The 15,573-nt window shown below is 53.2% G+C and carries 20 protein-coding genes and 1 tRNA gene; 9 read left to right on the top strand and 12 right to left on the bottom strand.

What is annotated here, in order from left to right; translation table 11 throughout:
- The 3 genes from ACXJJC_RS05085 to ACXJJC_RS05075 all read right to left on the bottom strand — a co-directional run.
- A partial coding sequence (locus ACXJJC_RS05085) for an amidophosphoribosyltransferase (RefSeq protein WP_456369847.1) occupies positions 1-625 on the bottom strand: 625 nt, incomplete at its 3' end.
- A 1-nt stretch (position 626) separates the two neighbouring features.
- Positions 627-806 (bottom strand): 50S ribosomal protein L37e, encoded by a 180-nt coding sequence (locus tag ACXJJC_RS05080; RefSeq protein WP_456369845.1) that lies wholly within the window; start codon positions 804-806, stop codon positions 627-629.
- A 9-nt stretch (positions 807-815) separates the two neighbouring features.
- Complete coding sequence (locus ACXJJC_RS05075) at positions 816-1,037, bottom strand: LSm family protein (RefSeq protein WP_456369843.1); 222 nt, start codon at positions 1,035-1,037, stop codon at positions 816-818.
- 67 nt (positions 1,038-1,104) lie between these two features.
- On the opposite strand from ACXJJC_RS05075, the gene ACXJJC_RS05070 reads away from it, so the two are divergent.
- Complete coding sequence (locus ACXJJC_RS05070; protein WP_456369841.1) at positions 1,105-1,575, top strand: DUF1947 domain-containing protein; 471 nt, start codon at positions 1,105-1,107, stop codon at positions 1,573-1,575.
- A 104-nt stretch (positions 1,576-1,679) separates the two neighbouring features.
- Here the strand turns inward: ACXJJC_RS05070 and ACXJJC_RS05065 are convergent, their stop codons facing one another.
- Positions 1,680-2,345 carry a phosphoglycolate phosphatase gene (locus ACXJJC_RS05065; protein ID WP_456369839.1) on the bottom strand — a complete coding sequence of 222 codons (666 nt, stop codon included), beginning with the start codon at positions 2,343-2,345 and terminating at the stop codon, positions 1,680-1,682.
- A 45-nt stretch (positions 2,346-2,390) separates the two neighbouring features.
- Here ACXJJC_RS05065 and ACXJJC_RS05060 point away from each other — a divergent pair, with 45 nt between their 5' ends.
- The 7 genes from ACXJJC_RS05060 to ACXJJC_RS05030 all read left to right on the top strand — a co-directional run bounded on the left by ACXJJC_RS05060 (position 2,391) and on the right by ACXJJC_RS05030 (position 9,832).
- The gene (locus ACXJJC_RS05060) at positions 2,391-3,227 is read left to right on the top strand and encodes a tetrahydromethanopterin S-methyltransferase subunit H family protein (RefSeq protein ID WP_456369837.1); all 837 of its coding nucleotides are present in this window, start codon (positions 2,391-2,393) and stop codon (positions 3,225-3,227) included.
- Complete coding sequence (locus ACXJJC_RS05055) at positions 3,220-4,680, top strand: DUF2193 family protein (RefSeq protein ID WP_456369835.1); 1,461 nt, start codon at positions 3,220-3,222, stop codon at positions 4,678-4,680. Before ACXJJC_RS05060 ends, ACXJJC_RS05055 begins: the two co-directional genes overlap by 8 nt.
- A 33-nt stretch (positions 4,681-4,713) precedes the next feature.
- Complete coding sequence (locus ACXJJC_RS05050) at positions 4,714-5,118, top strand: pyridoxamine 5'-phosphate oxidase family protein (RefSeq protein WP_456369833.1); 405 nt, start codon at positions 4,714-4,716, stop codon at positions 5,116-5,118.
- Between the two features lie 52 nt (positions 5,119-5,170).
- Complete coding sequence (locus ACXJJC_RS05045) at positions 5,171-5,773, top strand: 4Fe-4S dicluster domain-containing protein (RefSeq protein WP_456369831.1); 603 nt, start codon at positions 5,171-5,173, stop codon at positions 5,771-5,773.
- Positions 5,770-6,597, top strand: a complete 828-nt coding sequence (locus ACXJJC_RS05040) for a TatD family hydrolase (protein WP_456369830.1) — start codon at positions 5,770-5,772, stop codon at positions 6,595-6,597. Before ACXJJC_RS05045 ends, ACXJJC_RS05040 begins: the two co-directional genes overlap by 4 nt.
- A gap of 75 nt (positions 6,598-6,672) precedes the next feature.
- The gene (locus ACXJJC_RS05035; RefSeq protein WP_456369849.1) at positions 6,673-7,512 is read left to right on the top strand and encodes an FTR1 family protein; all 840 of its coding nucleotides are present in this window, start codon (positions 6,673-6,675) and stop codon (positions 7,510-7,512) included.
- Positions 7,513-7,537: 25 nt separating this feature from the next.
- Positions 7,538-9,832 (top strand): DEAD/DEAH box helicase, encoded by a 2,295-nt coding sequence (locus ACXJJC_RS05030; protein ID WP_456369828.1) that lies wholly within the window; start codon positions 7,538-7,540, stop codon positions 9,830-9,832.
- Between the two features lie 162 nt (positions 9,833-9,994).
- On the opposite strand, the gene ACXJJC_RS05025 is transcribed toward ACXJJC_RS05030, so the two are convergent.
- The 6 genes from ACXJJC_RS05025 to ACXJJC_RS05000 all read right to left on the bottom strand — a co-directional run bounded on the left by ACXJJC_RS05025 (position 9,995) and on the right by ACXJJC_RS05000 (position 13,968).
- Positions 9,995-10,423: a hypothetical protein gene (locus ACXJJC_RS05025; RefSeq protein ID WP_456369827.1), complete on the bottom strand. Its 429-nt coding sequence runs from the start codon at positions 10,421-10,423 to the stop codon at positions 9,995-9,997.
- A gap of 167 nt (positions 10,424-10,590) precedes the next feature.
- The gene (locus ACXJJC_RS05020; protein WP_456369825.1) at positions 10,591-11,187 is read right to left on the bottom strand and encodes a hypothetical protein; all 597 of its coding nucleotides are present in this window, start codon (positions 11,185-11,187) and stop codon (positions 10,591-10,593) included.
- A gap of 99 nt (positions 11,188-11,286) precedes the next feature.
- Positions 11,287-11,976, bottom strand: a complete 690-nt coding sequence (locus tag ACXJJC_RS05015) for a KaiC domain-containing protein (RefSeq protein ID WP_456369823.1) — start codon at positions 11,974-11,976, stop codon at positions 11,287-11,289.
- Positions 11,976-12,713: an RAD55 family ATPase gene (locus ACXJJC_RS05010; protein ID WP_456369821.1), complete on the bottom strand. Its 738-nt coding sequence runs from the start codon at positions 12,711-12,713 to the stop codon at positions 11,976-11,978. The genes ACXJJC_RS05015 and ACXJJC_RS05010 overlap by 1 nt, the downstream gene beginning before the upstream one ends.
- Entirely contained in the window at positions 12,714-13,289 is a 576-nt protein-coding gene (locus tag ACXJJC_RS05005; protein ID WP_456369819.1) for a DUF7504 family protein, read from the bottom strand.
- Positions 13,249-13,968, bottom strand: a complete 720-nt coding sequence (locus tag ACXJJC_RS05000) for an RAD55 family ATPase (protein WP_456369817.1) — start codon at positions 13,966-13,968, stop codon at positions 13,249-13,251. The genes ACXJJC_RS05005 and ACXJJC_RS05000 overlap by 41 nt, the downstream gene beginning before the upstream one ends.
- 135 nt (positions 13,969-14,103) lie before the next feature.
- On the opposite strand from ACXJJC_RS05000, the gene ACXJJC_RS04995 reads away from it, so the two are divergent.
- Positions 14,104-14,177 (top strand) — tRNA-Pro (locus tag ACXJJC_RS04995).
- A gap of 39 nt (positions 14,178-14,216) precedes the next feature.
- Here the strand turns inward: ACXJJC_RS04995 and ACXJJC_RS04990 are convergent.
- Together ACXJJC_RS04990 and ACXJJC_RS04985 are read right to left on the bottom strand one after the other, a co-directional pair.
- The gene (locus ACXJJC_RS04990; protein ID WP_456369815.1) at positions 14,217-15,011 is read right to left on the bottom strand and encodes a MinD/ParA family ATP-binding protein; all 795 of its coding nucleotides are present in this window, start codon (positions 15,009-15,011) and stop codon (positions 14,217-14,219) included.
- Between the two features lie 8 nt (positions 15,012-15,019).
- Positions 15,020-15,571, bottom strand: coding sequence for a hypothetical protein (locus ACXJJC_RS04985; protein WP_456369814.1), 552 nt, complete (start codon positions 15,569-15,571; stop codon positions 15,020-15,022).
- Positions 15,572-15,573 lie beyond the last annotated feature (2 nt).

Genomic DNA, 15,573 nt, shown 5'->3' with positions numbered 1-15,573 from the left:
TCAGCACTCTCGCGCCGATGGCATCGATGGCACAGCTCTCACTCGCTATCACGTAACCGAAGTCACCCTCCCCGACAATCAGCGGTTTGAAACCGAGGGGGTCTCTGTATCCGATCAGCGTGTCGTTAAGAGCCATGACGAGGGTATAACTCCCGTTTAGCTTCCGGGAAACTGACTTAAGTGCGGAAACGATGTCTCCGTTGAGGAGTTCTTTGGACAGCAGCTTGGCTATGACTTCGGTATCCGAGTCTGTAATGAACACCGCTCCCTCGTTCTCGAGCTCTTCTCTCAGAGAAAGGTAGTTAACGAGATTTCCGTTGTGGGCTATTGCCAGTGCCCCGCTCTTTGTTTTTACGAGCAGAGGCTGGGCGTTTTCAATCTTGCTCTCACCGGTGGTGGAGTACCTCACGTGTCCCACAGCGATGCTGCCATTCATTTCATTCAGCTTTTTCTCTTCGAAGACCTCGCTGACCAGACCCATTCCCTTGTGTATGTGTATGTAGTCGCCAAAAACTGCAATGCCAGCAGACTCCTGACCCCGGTGCTGGAGAGAATAGAGAGAAAAGAACGCAAGTCTTGAGGTCAGGTTTTCATCCCTGCAGTAAACCCCGACGACACCACACATCTCAGTATCTGTCCTTCTTCTTCCTGACCCAGCTGTAGCTCCTCATCCTCTTGCTCCTTCCAAAGCCGCATGCGGCGCAGTAGCCCTTCCTCCTGTGGAAGGAAACCCTACCACATCTCCTGCACTTTATGTGAACTATTTTCCTGCCCCTCTTACCCATTGCAGCCGTTCCGTCAGACATTGCACCACCTCACTGCGATGGAGAAACGAAAACGACGGTATCTCCCCTAATAACCACGCTGCCGAGCTTCTTAACCACTTCCCCATCCTGAATTTCCTCGGCGTTTATCAGCACGAGGTTCATGTGTATGTCGTAACCGTCGAGTATTCCCCTGAACTCCCTTCCACCCTTCAGCCTTACGAGCACAGACGTGTTCAGCGACTTGTTCAGCACATCAAGAGGCCTTGCCATTTTTAATCCTCCGTGAACTTTTTATTCCCCATTGGTTCGTGTGTATAAAAAAATATCGGATGGTGCTATGAAAAGGCAGAAGCTCAGGAAAAAGGAGACAAAGAGGATACTGAAAGAGATCGAGGAGACCACAGGAGTTAGGCTGGAGGGAGAACTGGAAAGGGTGGACGTGGCAGGAAGTACGGTCCTGCTGCTTGACGGAGAGCCGGTCCTCCTCGAGCATGACGGCAGGTACTACTTCACAGTCTACGGCATAATGAAGCACCGGCCCGAAGGGGGACAGGTTATCGTGGACGAGGGTGCGGTGAAGTTCGTGATGAACGGGGCAGACGTGATGAGGCCAGGAATAGTCGAGGCAGACCCTGAAATCAGGGAGGGAGACTTCTGCTATGTCGTCGTAGAGAAAAAGCTGACCCCGCTCGCGATCGGTATTGCGCTTACAAGCGGAGATGACATGATCGGTGAGAGGGGGAAGGTCGTGGAGAACATACACCACCTGAACGACAGGGTGTGGAAATTCTTTTTCAAGAGAGACTAGTAGGGCCTCAGAGCCGTGGAGGCTCATCACCCTTCAGAATGTTCAAACCTCATCATCGGCCTGCACAGCTAAGGTCATCGTGAAAAATACATTTTCGGTCGCTGTTAAATAAGCCCGAGAAACTCCAGGGCCTCCACCACCCCGTCTCCATTGGGCCTCGACGTGACGATGTCCGCGACCCTCTTTAACACCACGTCTGCGTTGGCAACCGCAACACCTACGCCGGCGACCTCGAGCATGTCCACATCGTTGTGGGAGTCGCCTATTGCCACGAACCGCTTCACGTCAACACCCATGCGATCTGCCACGTACCTCAGCGCTTTGCCCTTGCTCACGCTCTCGTCAACTATGTGGTAGGCGAAGCCCGAATCGAGCAGCCGTACGCCCATTCCCTCAATGAGCCTTGCGGCATCATCCCTCGGAAATGTTCGCCTGAGACATATCTCGGATTTTCTGAAGTCATCGTCAAGCAGCTCAACGTCATACCTGGCTTTCAGAACTTCAAGGGCCCTGTAGCACTTTTCCTTATCTCCGAGAACCGTGTCCTCGCCGTCGTACTCGAACCTCACAACCCCTCCGTTTTCACATATGACAATGTCCGACACACCGATGAGCTTCGCAGCTGTTCTCGCAAAGCAGGACATGTTTCCCGTCGCAAGAACAACAGGCACCCTGAGTTTTCTCAACGCCTGAACCGCGTTGCAGTTGAGACTTCTCTTTCTGTCGGTGATCGTGCCGTCTATATCAATCGCCACGCCCTCTATCTCCATGGAAAAAACGAAACGTATTAATAATTTTAATTTTCCGCTTTCTCCATGCTCGGACTCGATTTCAGCAGGACTGTCCTCATTGGCAGCATATTCTACTCGAGACACAAAATAGTGGAAGACCACAGCAGGGGTGTTTTCGACAGGGATAAGGCTGAGGAGCTGATAAACAGGCAGGATGAGCTTTCAGACCACTACGGAATAGACGGTATACTTGACGTTGTTGCGGAAACTGGAGAGGCGATCGTCAGGTATCTTGAATTCGTGGCAGACGTGACTGAGAAACCGTTTATCCTCGACGGATACGTGGAGGCAAGGACTGCAGGGCTGAGGTACGCGATGGAAGTCGGCCTTGTGGACAGGATCATTTACAACTCCATCAACCCGATCAACACCAAGGACGAGATCGAGCTTATAAGGGAGGCTAAGGTCAGGAGCGCGGTCATCTTCGACTATGATCCGTCCTACACGTCCCCAAGCAGGAGAATCCTCCTCCTCTCCGGAGACGGACGGAGGGAGGGGTTGATCTCGAGGTCAAAAAAACTCGGAATCGAGAACATGCTGATCGACGTTGTTCCAACGGATATAAAGAGCCTCGGAGAGGTCATCGAGACTCTGCTCCTCGTGAAGTCCACATATCCTTATCCGGCAGGCTGCGGGCCCGCAAACGTCAGTTACTACATGGCCGACTACCTTAAGGAGGAGCTCGACACCAAGGTCCTTGTGAGCAGCGTTGACAGTGCTGCCCAGATCTTCAGCGACTTTCTGCTTTACGGACCAGTAGAAAGGGCTGAAATAGCATTTCAGAGTGCTTACATAGTAGAGGAGATAAAGGAAGGCCTGAGCATGAAGATTCACGAACTCCTGGGTGGTGGGTATGATTGAGGAAGTGGCAGGCAACGCCCTCAGGCTGCAGAAGGAGGCAGTCCAGGCGATAGAGAAACACAGGTTTGAGGGGTTCAGATTTGAACACGCTGAGGGGTTCGTCAACGCAGTGAGGGATATGAGGGCACTTGATGGTCAGAGTGACTCTGCGTTTCAGCTCTACAGGAGCTCGCTCATAGCGCATTTCGAAACCCTGACTTCGCTCACCGACACCATCCAGCCGTTCGAGAGCGCGTTTCTGGAATGGATGCAGACACCGGTGGCGTTCAAACGCCTAATGGAGCTGGACAGCTCTTTCAGGGAAAGTGTCGAGGTTCTTGCCAGGACAATAGACGAGAGCGATGAAATAATCTCACTCGAGGCCATGAGGCTCGCGAACGGGTTCTATGGCGTGACATCTGCAAAGGACTTCGCCGCGATTCCAGGATCTACTCTCAGCGTTCTCGCGAAAATCGTCGAGTGGGCCGGGATAGACAGGGACGACGCTAAAACGATACTCGCCTCCAAATCCTGGGGGCTTCTGACGTCTTACGTCTTTGGGGACACGTTTCTGCAGGTCATCAGGGAGACGGGGGACATGGTCAGAGCTCTGGAGGCCGAAAAGAGGGCGATGAAGGGAATGCTGCTCGACCCGGTTAGGTTTCAGATCGAGATTATGAAGAGCTTTGGGTTCTCGTCCTTCAGCCCCGAGAGGTACTACGAGATGTACACGTCCAAATTTACATCCTTCATAGACCGGGCTTTTGAAGAAGGGGTTCACCCCGCAAACATCGTGGTTCTGCCAACCCATGTCGGCGATGTGGGCCACCACATAGGATGGCAGTACTACAGCATCTGCAGGGACGAGATGAACATGGAGATCCTCAGGGTCCACTACTCGCTCCTTGAGGAGAACATCTGGAAGGTCATCGAGGGTGGGCACATCAGGAGCGTTCTCGACCTTTCAACGTACTTCACGGGGATTTCCGCGGCATACATCTACAGGCTGCTAAGCGACGAGGGGTTCACGGCGAACATGCTCACCCGCCTTTTCACAGAGCGCTTTTACCACTCGATAATGGCCAGGCAGTTTGAGAGGTACATGGTTAACGAGCTGCACGTGAACGACTTTCTCGACTTCGCTGCGAGGGGTGAGAAGATCGGAAGAGCTGGATGGAGAATCAGAGACTACGAGATCGACTTTTCACCGCTTTCAGATTCCAAACTTTTGAACTCGGGAGAGATGTACGCGTTTCCATTCTGCGTGACGTCCACCAGATTTGCCTCTCTGATGAAGTTCGTAGACATGCCCTGCCTTCTCGCCCCGGAGCCGCCGAGCATAACGGTAATGGTGAACGCGATAGCAGCGAATCCGGAGAGAGCCTTCGCTCCGGTGAACCTCTGCAAGGGATGCGCCACGGCCGAGATTCAGCCCAACAGATGCCTGCTCTGCAAGGCCGAGAGCGTCATCTGAAAATTTTTATAATTTTTCTGCAGGCTGATGTTCATGAGGCTTGAGGACATCCTCGGGATGTTTGAGGGAGACTGCTCATCCAGGCTCTTCTGGATCTCGACGTGGGATGGAGTGCCGCACCTCGCTCCCGTTTGCTTCGTCAGGGTGATGGATGGAAAGATCGTGGTGGCGTATAACTTCATAAAAAAGACGTCAAGGAACGTGGAGAGAACCGGAAAGGCAGCGATAGGTTTTGCTGAGAGAGGAGAGGAGGGTTTCTTCGGGTACATGGTGAAGGGAAGGGCGTGGATGGACTACGACGGAGAGTATTTCGAGGAGATAAAGAGGTTCGTTGAGGAGAAGACTGGCGGAAAGAGAAGCCCTGTGGGAGCGCTTGTTATAGAGCCGGAAGAGGTTTACTCCCTAAAACCTGGGAACGAGAGGAAGAGGATAATTTAGCCGAAGAACTTAGGGAGCACAGTTATTACCCTGCAGAAAGGTAATCCGGTATATGGAATCGGGCTTCGAAATAGTGTTCTGCAGGCAGTGCAGAAACGCCCTGTACGACGTCAGGTCCATAGAGGAGGACGTGAGAGAGATCGTTCGAAAAAGCAGATGGAGTGGCAGGAAGAGCCACGAGAAAATCAAGGCGGGGTTTTCCGCATGCCCTAACTCCTGCGCCTCGCCCCAGATAAGGGACTTCGGAATCGTGGCATTCATCACCCCAGAACTGAATCCCGAGGCATGCGCTTCGTGTGGCAGGTGCCTTGAGGCCTGCAGGGAGGGTGCGGTGAGGTTCACCGACCACCCTGAATTCGGTGAGGGGTGCATAGGCTGCGGTGACTGTGTGAGGGCATGTCCTAATGGCGCGATATCCGGGAACGTCAGGTTCAGGGTGCTTGCGGGAGGCAGGCTGGGAAGGCACCCCAGGTTTGCAGATGAGGTTGCAGTAATCGACAGGCTTGAGAGTGCCTTAGGTGTTTTCAGACTAATCGTTTCGATGAGTGAAGAGAGCGGAACAAGGTTCAGCCACATACAGCGCTGTGTTGACGCCCTGAAAGAGAGACTCGGGGCTGAAGTTTTTAAAACTCACCGCGACACCAGTAAAGCATGATGATCACGGACAATCACATGCACCTCTACAACCACCTCAGGTTGAAGGCACTGAAGCAGTTTAAAAACGCTGGTGGCACTCATGTCTTCCTCGTTTCGCTTCTCAGCCACCATTACGGCGTGCTACCAAAAAGCGGCGAAGACTTCAGGGCCATTTTCGACCAGCACATCGAACTCGTCAGAAAGGCGAACGAGATAGTCAGGGCATACGCGGTGCTGTCAGTCCACCCGGCCGAGATTACGGTGCTCGCAAAGAGGTGGGGTGTCGACAGGGCGGCGGAGATCATGAAGGAGGCCCTCGAAATAGCGGGAGAGTACGTGAGGGAGAACAAAGCAGTTGCCATAAAGTCCGGGAGGCCGCACTACGAGGTGAGCGAGTACGTTTGGAGAACGAGCAACGAGGTTCTGCAGTACGCCTTTGAGGTGGGTAGAGAAGTGGACTGCGCAGTTCAGATTCACACTGAGAGCTACACGAGGGAGGGCATGGAGGAGATAGCGAAACTCGCTGACAGGGCTGGTCTGAAAAGGGAGAGGGTTGTCAAGCACTTTTCTCCTGCGAGGGTTGACGAGTTTGAGGAGCTCGGCATGTATCCCTCAGTCATCGCCATGGGAGACAACGTGCTCAGAGCGGCACAGCAGGGTAGCAGATTCCTGGTCGAGACGGACTACATAGACGACAGAGACAGACCCGGAAGCGTGCTTGGGCCAAAAACCGTGCCGAGAAAAATAAAGGAGCTTCTCAAGATGGGATTTGACGAGGACTTCGTTTTCAGAGTGTGCAAGGACAATGTCGAACGGGTCTACGGGATAGAGATGGACGTTTGATTTTTTTATTCTCTGTTTTAGGTCAGCCGAAAAATTTAAATAATTAGGGATACCTAAAAATTAACGGTGTTTAAGATGATGGCGCAGATGGTGATCACGCTGAGAGAAGGTTTCGAGGCGGCCCTGCTCATGGCAATACTAGTGGCCTACCTCAGGAAAAACTCAAGAACTGCCGAAATCAGGTATGCATACGTGGGTGCTGCACTGGCTGTCGTCCTTGGCGCTCTGGCCTCAGCAGTCGTGGCATCAGCATTCGGAGGACTCGACGAAGAGCAAAGGGCGCTGTTTGAGGGAGTTGCAGCCTACCTGGCAGTTGCCGTGCTGACATACATGATCGTCTGGATGGCCGGGAAGAACGTCAGAGCGGAAATCGAGTGGAAGGCGAAATCGAAGGTATCGTGGGGCATAGCCGGCGTCGCATTCATATTCGTTGTGAGAGAGGTCTTTGAGACCGTGCTCTTCCTCACGCCATACATGTCGATGGATTCAGCGGGAACAGTTACTGGGTTCGCGCTTGGACTTGGAATTGCACTGGTACTGAGCTACGCGATATTCAGACTCGAGTACAGCATGGACGTGAGAAAGTTCTTCCTGGTTACTGGAGTTCTGCTTGCGTTCATAGCCTCCGGCTTAGCGGGGTACGGCACCCACGAGCTCGTCGAGTTCGCCGAGGAGAGAGGGTACGAGTCCTGGCTGTTCGAGAAGGCTTACAGCCTCGGCATTGATAGCAGCAGCCCACTGCACCACAAGGGCGTTGTGGGTGGCATTCTCGCCGTGATGTTCGGCTACTCTGCAAGCATGGAGTGGCTGAGGTTGTTCATCCAGCTCGGCTACCTGACTGCCGCACTGGCCCTGATTGCAAGGAAATACGGTTCCCGCAGCAGGTCCGCAGGAAGAGTCACCCCATCTCTTTAAATACCATAACCCACTTCTTTTTCTGATGGAGTACATCTCCCACCCGCTGATCAAACAGAGAGCGATCGAGAGAAGGGGTTACCAGCTGTCCCTCGCGGCCTCGGCTCTGATGGAGAACACGCTCATAGTGCTGCCCACGGGGCTCGGGAAAACGGTCGTGGCACTTTTAGTAATAGCATCCAGGCTGCTAAACCACGACGGAAAGGTCCTGTTCCTCGCTCCAACCAAGCCACTGGTCGAGCAGCACGCCGAGTTTCTTAGGAGAACTCTGAGAGTTGGTGAAGACGAGATAGTATCGGTAAGCGGAGAGAACCCACCGGAAAAGAGGCCGGAAATGTACGCCAAAGCGAGGGTGGTGGTTTCTACTCCGCAGGTGGTGGAGAACGACATTCTCACCGGCAGACTCGACCTCGGAGACTTCGTCCTGGCGATATTTGACGAGGCCCACAGAGCCGTGGGTAACTACTCGTACGTGTTCATAGCAAGGGAGTACGTGCAGAGGTCGAGAAATCCGCTCATCCTCGGAATAACCGCATCACCCGGTAGTGACGCAGAAAGAGTCAGAGAGGTGATAAACAACCTGTTCATCAGGAATCTCGAGATAAAGACCGAGTACGACCCAGACGTCAGTCCCTACGTATCACAGAAGGAAATCGAGTGGATCAGAGTGGAGATGCCCGACGAGCTTCAATCAGTCAGAAAGGGATTTGAGAGGGCGCTGGAGCTGAGGTACAGGAAATTCAAGAGGCTCGGCCTCGACGTAGACATCTCAAACGCGACGAAAAAGGAGCTGCTGGCACTTCAGGAAGCTCTCCAGAGCCAGGCAGGTGAAACGGGTGAGCAGGTGTACTTCGAGGCACTGTCGGTCCTCGCAGAGGTGATGAAGATTCAGCATGCGGTCGAACTCATCGAGACACAGGGAGTTGAGGCTCTCAAGAGGTACCTGAAGAGGCTGTTCAAAGAGGCAAAGGGGAGGGGGAGCAAAGCCTCAAAATCGCTCTTCGAGGACCCAGTTTTCAGAGAGAGCATGATCCGGGCACTCAAGGTGAACGTAGAACATCCCAAGATGAAAAAGCTAATCGAGATACTGAACAGCCAGTTCAAAGCAAATCCAGATTCGAGGGTTATAGTTTTTGCAAATTACAGGGACACAACCGACAAGCTCGTCGACTTGCTGAGAAAGCGCGGTTTCAGCGTTGAGAAGTTCATCGGACAGGCGGCGAGGGAAGACGAGAGGGGGATGACTCAGAAGGAACAGATAGAAGTTCTCAACGCGTTCAGAAAAGGAGACATCAGGATTCTCGTCTCGACGAGCGTCGGTGAAGAGGGGCTCGACATTCCGGCCACAGACCTCGTCGTGTTTTACGAGGCAGTTCCGTCCGAGATAAGAGCGATCCAGAGAAAGGGCAGGACGGGGAGAGGAAGAGAGGGCAGAATAGCCGTTCTCATAACCAAGGGAACGAGGGACGAGGCGTACTACTGGGCGAGCGTGAGAAAGGAGAAGATGATGTACGACATGCTGTACAGGCTCAGAGACGAGATGAAAGCGAGTAGGAGCGATTACACCCTGTCCAGATTCATGAGCGTTGAGGAAGACGTTCCGCGGATAACGATATACGCGGACTCGAGAGAAATGAGGAGCGGCGTGGTGAGAAGGCTGAGGGAAAGGGGGGTTGCGGTGGAGGTCAGGAACTTAGACGTCGCCGACTACGTTCTCAGCGAGAGGGTGGGAGTGGAAAGGAAGACCGTCGACGACTTCCTCGACAGCCTCGTGGGAAAGGAGAGGCTTTTCTCCCAGGTGATGAACCTGAAGAAGAGCTACCAGAGGCCCGTTGTGATAATAGAGGGGGAAAACATTTACGGCAGGAGGAGGGTGAACCCGGCCTCGATAAGAGGGGCGATCGCAACCATAGCTGTCGACTTCGGTGTCCCTGTCATCTTCACCAGAAACGAGGATGAAACGGCGGATTTCCTATTGTCCATAGCGAGAAGGGAACAGGAGATAAAGGGGAGGGGTGTGCTGCTACACGCGGACAAAACCAAACGTGACGTGCGCGAGGAGCTCGAGTACGTCGTCTCCGCAATTCCGGATGTTGGTCCCGTAATAGCCAGGAACCTGCTCGAACACTTCGGAACCGTGAGGGCAATAGCCAACGCGGGTGTTGAGGAGCTTATGAGGGTTCCCAAGGTTGGAAAAAAGACGGCCGAGAGGATCTGGAAGTTCTTCAACACTCACTACAGAGGGGAAAAGCATATTGGTGATGGAGACAATACAGCCAGGCATGAAGCCGAAGGTTCTGGTGATAGTATCGAGCGGTAAAAACGACAAGGAGAAGGCCCTGACCGGGATGATGTAGGGTTGCTGAGATGAAGGGCTACGCGGAGAGAATTGAAAAGAATGTGAGGCTTGAGTACGTTGGAAAAACAATATCAGACCTCATAGCGGGAGGATACACTCCAATGGTGTTCTGAATAAAAAGAATCACCCGACAGGCACTCTGAACCTGTCGGGGAAAATGACCTTATCCTGGTGGATTTTCAGGAAGTCGTAACCGTGGCAGTCCTGACAGCCCACGCCTCTCTTCAGGTGTATGGTCAGAAGGTTTCCGCTGCTCGGAGAGAATGGATCCGGATACCCGTGGCAGGATCCGCAATCCATTTTTTCAATGTCGTAGTCCGTGTGACACTTCAGACAGTCCGAGTACTTCGAGTGGTGCAGGTCAGCTATCTCCTTGACGACATCATTTCCCTCCGCGTGACAGTACTGACAGTACTTCACCCCATCAACATGCCCGGGAATTCTGTCGGCCTGGGGGACGTACTGTCTCTTTTCGTTCAGGTGGCAGTTCTGACAAACGGGACCGCCGTCACTTTCCACGTATGCTCCGTTTTCCGGAGACGTGGTTTCCACGTTACCTTCTGGAGTCGCCGGGGGTGTGGGAGTTTGCTCGGGGATCGCGGTTTTTTCCGGCGTCGGAGTTTTTTCAGGAGCCTTTTCTGGCGCTTGAGCGCACATTGAAATGATGACAATCAGTGATATCGCAAAAAATAAAAGGGTTTTTGGGTTCATACTCTCCGTTACTCGACGAATGAATCCGCAGCCTTGTGGAGGCCAGAGATGTCAGTTCCGTGGCAGACCGTACAGTACTTTCCTCTCGGCAGGTGTATGTTCACGAGGTTTCCGTAGCTCGGCTTTGTTGCATCCGGATACGCGTGGCAGTTCTCACAGACGCTTCTGCCCTCCTCTATTGGCTCGGGTATCTGGATGTTGTCGGGCGGTCCGTGACAGATGCTGCAGTCAAGGTTGATAGTTCCGGGCCCGACATGGATCGTGTGCGGGTTGCTGCCGTGGCAGTTTGCACAGTACTGACCACCATTTATGTGAGGCTTGTAATCCGTAGACTTGGTGTGACAGACCGTACACTCGACAACAGGTGAAGCTGAGACCTTGCTCGGAGTCTTTGTCGGGACAGGTGTTGGCGTCTTCTCTGGGGTTGGCTTCGGTGTTGCGGTCTTCTCAGGTTTGGGCGTTGGGGTCTTCTCCTCGACAGTTTCCTTCTTTGTTTCTTCCTTGACAGGAGTTGGTGTTGCCTTGGCCTTCTCCTCTTGAGCGCAGCCGAGAATCAGTGCCCCCAGAACAAGCAGGGACAGCAGAATAACCATTCTCCTCTTCATAGACACACAATAATGAGGACAATATATTAATGTTGCGATTTACAGAGTGAGGGGGCTGTAAGGGGAACGAGAATTAGTTGAGGCCGAGATGTGCCACACTCACATTATCTCGGCTTCTTCGAAAACCTCTACCCCTCTGCTGGTAATTGAGTAGGGTCTGGGTCTGCGGGAGTGGTGCATCCTCCTCATCTTTATGACCTCAATAGCCAGTATCGCCTCTTCGAGCTCACTCTCCCTGACGACTCTGAGAGAGATGAGCCCGTCGGACACGTACTCCACAATACCGTACTTGGAGCTGAACGGGTTGTTCCTGTCACACTCGCTCGTCAGTATTGCGGTGGCTCCGGAGGATTTTATCAGGTCCCTCAGCTTTGACAGCATCCTGTACCTTCCGGCGTCGTCGTAAAGAGTCTCGAGAACGGACACGGAGTCTGTCACGATCCTCGAAGGATCAATTCTGTCTATAGCTATTTTGAGTTCGCTTTCAACCCTTTCGAGGCTCTTTTTAACATCCTCTGCCTCGAGCCTCACTATCAGCAGTCTATCTGAGTGCTCGGAGAACTTCATCCCGAAGCTTTCGGCAGAAGCTACGATGCTCTCCTCATCCTCATCGAAGCTTATTATCATGCAGTTTTCCCCGTTCTTGAGGCCTTCGTAAGTGAAGTGAAGACCTATGGTGGTCTTTCCCGTTCCGTACTGTCCGATGATCGCAACCACGTGGCCTCTCGGGATTCCTCCGCCGAGCATCACGTCAAGACCGCGTATCCCCGTTGACACCAGCCCGCCCATCAGATCACCCTCTCGTACTGAGTCACGGAGAAGCCGGAGTGCGGGTCAATCCTTATCCTGAACCTCGAAATCTTCTCTCTCTCGAGGTACCCCATTATCCCGACCAGCTTCCGGAAGTGCATCCACCTCGACATTCCACCCCTCTCGTCCACCCACTCGAAGACTGCTATCCCATCAGACCCGGCAAGGATCTCGTTCTCCTCCTTAGTCCCGAGGACCCCTGACGTTACCAGGGCAAGGGTTAGGCTGCCCTTCCTGATGCTGAGCTTCCTGATCCCGAGCATCAGATCGACAACATCAGGCCACTCCACACCCCTTCCAGCCATCCTCACGAGATCCGTAACGGAATCGAGAAACAGGATTGACCCACCGGGAATAGAGTCAAAAACCCTGACAAGCTTCTCGAGAAAGCTCTCTCCCCTCTTCAGCGGAAGCTCCTCTTCACCGATCACCCACTTCAGCGGCACGATGCTGTCCCTGAAGTACAGATCTGCCATACTCTCGACCCTGATCTCACCGAATTTTTCGGAAAGCGGGGGATACGTGAGCTCCACCTCCCGTCCAACCTCCTCCACTGTCGACGTCAGGGTTATCACTGCAGGATTTGCGCTTTCGTTTCTTAAAAGCAGGCTGTAGATGAATTCCCTTCCTCCTGCTCCAGGGGCCTCGATAACGTAGATCAGCCCAGGTTTGAGACCACCGTGCCGGTCGATGACATCCACGCCCGTGAGGAACACTCACCCCACCTCGACAACCGAGTCACACATCAGGGATAGCTGGGCGAAGTAAGGGGGCTCTATTTCATTTTCCACGACGACGATAATGCCCTTGAAGCCCTTCGCCCTTATCCTGCCTGTCAGCTGCCTCATGAACTTGAGCAGAGTTTCGGGAGACTTGTAGAGGGCGATCGTGGAGAGAGAATCCATGTAAACGAACTTGAGCTCTGAATCCACCATGTCCATTGCTCTCTCGACATACACCGCAATCTGTACTGGGTTCGGTGATTCTATGAACATGCACTCCCCGCTCTCCACTGTTTCGCTGCTGAACTGCCTTGTTGCGCAGTCAACGAATATTATGTTCCTGACGTTGACACCGTCCCTCTCAAGCTGCCTTTTTATGGACGGACATGGCTTGCTTAGGGAGACGTATATCCCCTTCGATATCGACGTCAGCAGGCGGAGTATTTCCGACACCGCGGTGAAGTATGAGGTCACGCTACTCCTGACGAGAATTACCTCATTTCCCCTCGACAGCTCGTCAAATATCCGCTTACCCAGATTCGTAGTGGAACTCGTAGCTGACCCTGACATACCTGCCCTCCTTAACCACTATACCATCCCCGGTGATCTCGTAGGGTATCCAGTCAAGTGGATGGTCTGTCCTGTACTTCTTTATAATCCTCATGGCCCTCCCGTAACCCCCGGGAACCCGGAGTATGTCGAGGTGTATTACGCACTCCGAAAGTGCCTTTGCCTCTCCAAACTCGCCGTAAAGTGGTGCCTCCTCGACTATTATGGCCGTAACGTCGTTATCGTAGCACAAGTCGGCAAGGTAGTTCAGAGCCCTCCTGTACAGGACCGGATCCGCAAAAGCCTTTTCCACACTCGTGACAGAGTCGAAAACGAGCCTGTCGACACTATCGAGCCCGGTCTCGAAGATTCCGGAAACGAGCTTGGTGAAGTTCTCCTTCGTGAGGGGGAGCAGGTTCCTGACGTCCACATCGAGAAACACCCACTCAATGCTGTCGTAAACATCCTTCATGAAGCTGAAGCTCCCGAGGTAACTTCTGCAGCTGTTCCTCGACATTGTCGTGAGTATGTACACCACCTTCTCCCCGTTTCTCGCACCCTCAGCCGCCCACTGCGAGGCGAGAATCGTCTTGCCCACCCCGTTTCTCCCAACGATGAGATTGACGGTGTCCCGGTCAAGCCCTCCTCCGAGCATCTCGTCAAGTTTGGCGATTCCGAACTTCGCCTGAGCCGAACACATGTTTTTCAGTTAATGCCGCACATATTTAAGAATTATTATCGGAAAAAATTTATTATCGAAAAATATACGTCCGCCAGAACTGAAAGGTGTTCGATCGGAGAATATTTAAACACAGGGTGCTCAAGATTTCGCCGGGGGGCCGTGGGGTAGCCTGGTTATCCTTCCATCTTGGGGGGGTGGAGACCCGAGTTCAAGTCTCGGCGGCCCCACTTTCAATATTTCACCGCGGGCACTTAAAAAACAGGAGATCACAGCTGGGGAGTGTAGCGAGTCACGATCTCCTCGGCCATCTTCTCGAAAACCTTTCTCGAGTGGGACAGAATTCTGGAGAACTTCTGGTGAAAGATCGTTCTTCCGTTCTGCGTTGCCTTTTTCAGCATTTCGTCGTGAGGTATTACAGCAAAAACACCCATGTGCTTGAAGTAGTTGAGCTCCCTCGACTGAACCATGTTCACTATGAACCCCTCATTCGGTACGCCAAGGCTCGTGACGAGCTTTGAGACCTTGAGCGCGTCGGCGTACGCGGGTCTGACGTCCGCAGAGACCACGAAGACGTGATCTGACGATTTTATGGAGTACAGAACGTACTTCGAAAGTCCGGGAGAGACGTCAAGAAGAATGTAGTCGTACACTGATTTCAGAACGGGTATCACAGAATACAGTCTCTCGATCTGTATCCTGTCCCCGAAATCCACGAGAGACTCGGCGGGAGAGACGTCGAAGCTGACGTCACCGACATGCACCTTTCCGACGCTCTCCGAGAACTCCGCCCTTCCAGAAAGAAAGTGCGTGAACGTGTACTCGGGCCGCTCGTCAAGGAACATGTGCAGGTTCGGCAGCGCGAAGTTGAGGTCAACTGCAAGCACCCTTTTCCCCCTGAGGGCGAGGGCTGCGGCAAGGTTCACGGTCACCGTGGTTTTCCCCACGCCCCCCTTTCCGGAGGGGAACGAGAACACCACTCCGCCCTCTCTCCTGAGCCGCTCGTATTTTGAGATTACCCTCTCAAGCCTTTCTCTCAGCTCGGAAAAGTCTACCTCCTTCATGGTCCGCCCTACAGAAGTCTCGGTGACCTGCCCTCCACTCTCTTTTCCCTCAGAATCCTGTGGCGCTCGGTCATGTTCGTTTTCAGCTGCTCTATCTCACCATACAGTTTTCCGAGCATTTCTTTCAGCTCTTCAATTTCACTTTCCAGCCTCCTCATGTCAGCCTCTGGCACGCTCACCACAGTCGAGTCGGGTATCGCCTCCCTGATGCTCCTGATTTTCGAGTCGAGCTCACCGCTTACCTCATCCAGCCGCCTGTCAAGCGAGGTTTTTATGCTCCTTACCTCTGTCCTGAGAGATGTCACCTGCTTCTCGACCTCCCTGCTTATCCTGCCCAGCTCTTCCCTCAGCCTTTCAGCATCATCGCTGCCAGTCTCAGACTGCAGTTTTTTCAGGCCCTCCACTTCAGACTCGACTTTCTGGAGCCTCTGCTCAAGAGCGTTCACCTTGGACAGGGCGTCGCTCACGTTCTTTTCAATGGATGGTATGAAGTGCTCCACAATTTCCTTCAGCTCCTCAAACAGCGCGTCCCACTTTTCAAGTCTCTTCTCGAGATCCATAC

The organism is Geoglobus sp. (genome assembly GCF_054018175.1).
Note: the sequence above shows the minus strand (reverse complement) of the source record. Positions and strands in the feature narration are given on the sequence as shown.

What these genes read in the sequence shown, in the direction of transcription:
- ACXJJC_RS05080 (WP_456369845.1), bottom strand. Translation starts at nt 806, where the DNA reads ATGTCTGACGGAACGGCTGCAATGGGTAAGAGGGGCAGGAAAATAGTT.
- ACXJJC_RS05075 (WP_456369843.1), bottom strand. Translation starts at nt 1,037, where the DNA reads ATGGCAAGGCCTCTTGATGTGCTGAACAAGTCGCTGAACACGTCTGTG.
- ACXJJC_RS05070 (WP_456369841.1), top strand. Translation starts at nt 1,105, where the DNA reads ATGAAAAGGCAGAAGCTCAGGAAAAAGGAGACAAAGAGGATACTGAAA.
- ACXJJC_RS05065 (WP_456369839.1), bottom strand. Translation starts at nt 2,345, where the DNA reads ATGGAGATAGAGGGCGTGGCGATTGATATAGACGGCACGATCACCGAC.
- ACXJJC_RS05060 (WP_456369837.1), top strand. Translation starts at nt 2,391, where the DNA reads ATGCTCGGACTCGATTTCAGCAGGACTGTCCTCATTGGCAGCATATTC.
- ACXJJC_RS05055 (WP_456369835.1), top strand. Translation starts at nt 3,220, where the DNA reads ATGATTGAGGAAGTGGCAGGCAACGCCCTCAGGCTGCAGAAGGAGGCA.
- ACXJJC_RS05050 (WP_456369833.1), top strand. Translation starts at nt 4,714, where the DNA reads ATGAGGCTTGAGGACATCCTCGGGATGTTTGAGGGAGACTGCTCATCC.
- ACXJJC_RS05045 (WP_456369831.1), top strand. Translation starts at nt 5,171, where the DNA reads ATGGAATCGGGCTTCGAAATAGTGTTCTGCAGGCAGTGCAGAAACGCC.
- ACXJJC_RS05040 (WP_456369830.1), top strand. Translation starts at nt 5,770, where the DNA reads ATGATGATCACGGACAATCACATGCACCTCTACAACCACCTCAGGTTG.
- ACXJJC_RS05035 (WP_456369849.1), top strand. Translation starts at nt 6,673, where the DNA reads ATGATGGCGCAGATGGTGATCACGCTGAGAGAAGGTTTCGAGGCGGCC.
- ACXJJC_RS05030 (WP_456369828.1), top strand. Translation starts at nt 7,538, where the DNA reads ATGGAGTACATCTCCCACCCGCTGATCAAACAGAGAGCGATCGAGAGA.
- ACXJJC_RS05020 (WP_456369825.1), bottom strand. Translation starts at nt 11,187, where the DNA reads ATGAAGAGGAGAATGGTTATTCTGCTGTCCCTGCTTGTTCTGGGGGCA.
- ACXJJC_RS05015 (WP_456369823.1), bottom strand. Translation starts at nt 11,976, where the DNA reads ATGGGCGGGCTGGTGTCAACGGGGATACGCGGTCTTGACGTGATGCTC.
- ACXJJC_RS05005 (WP_456369819.1), bottom strand. Translation starts at nt 13,289, where the DNA reads ATGTCAGGGTCAGCTACGAGTTCCACTACGAATCTGGGTAAGCGGATA.
- ACXJJC_RS05000 (WP_456369817.1), bottom strand. Translation starts at nt 13,968, where the DNA reads ATGTGTTCGGCTCAGGCGAAGTTCGGAATCGCCAAACTTGACGAGATG.
- ACXJJC_RS04990 (WP_456369815.1), bottom strand. Translation starts at nt 15,011, where the DNA reads ATGAAGGAGGTAGACTTTTCCGAGCTGAGAGAAAGGCTTGAGAGGGTA.
- ACXJJC_RS04985 (WP_456369814.1), bottom strand. Translation starts at nt 15,571, where the DNA reads ATGGATCTCGAGAAGAGACTTGAAAAGTGGGACGCGCTGTTTGAGGAG.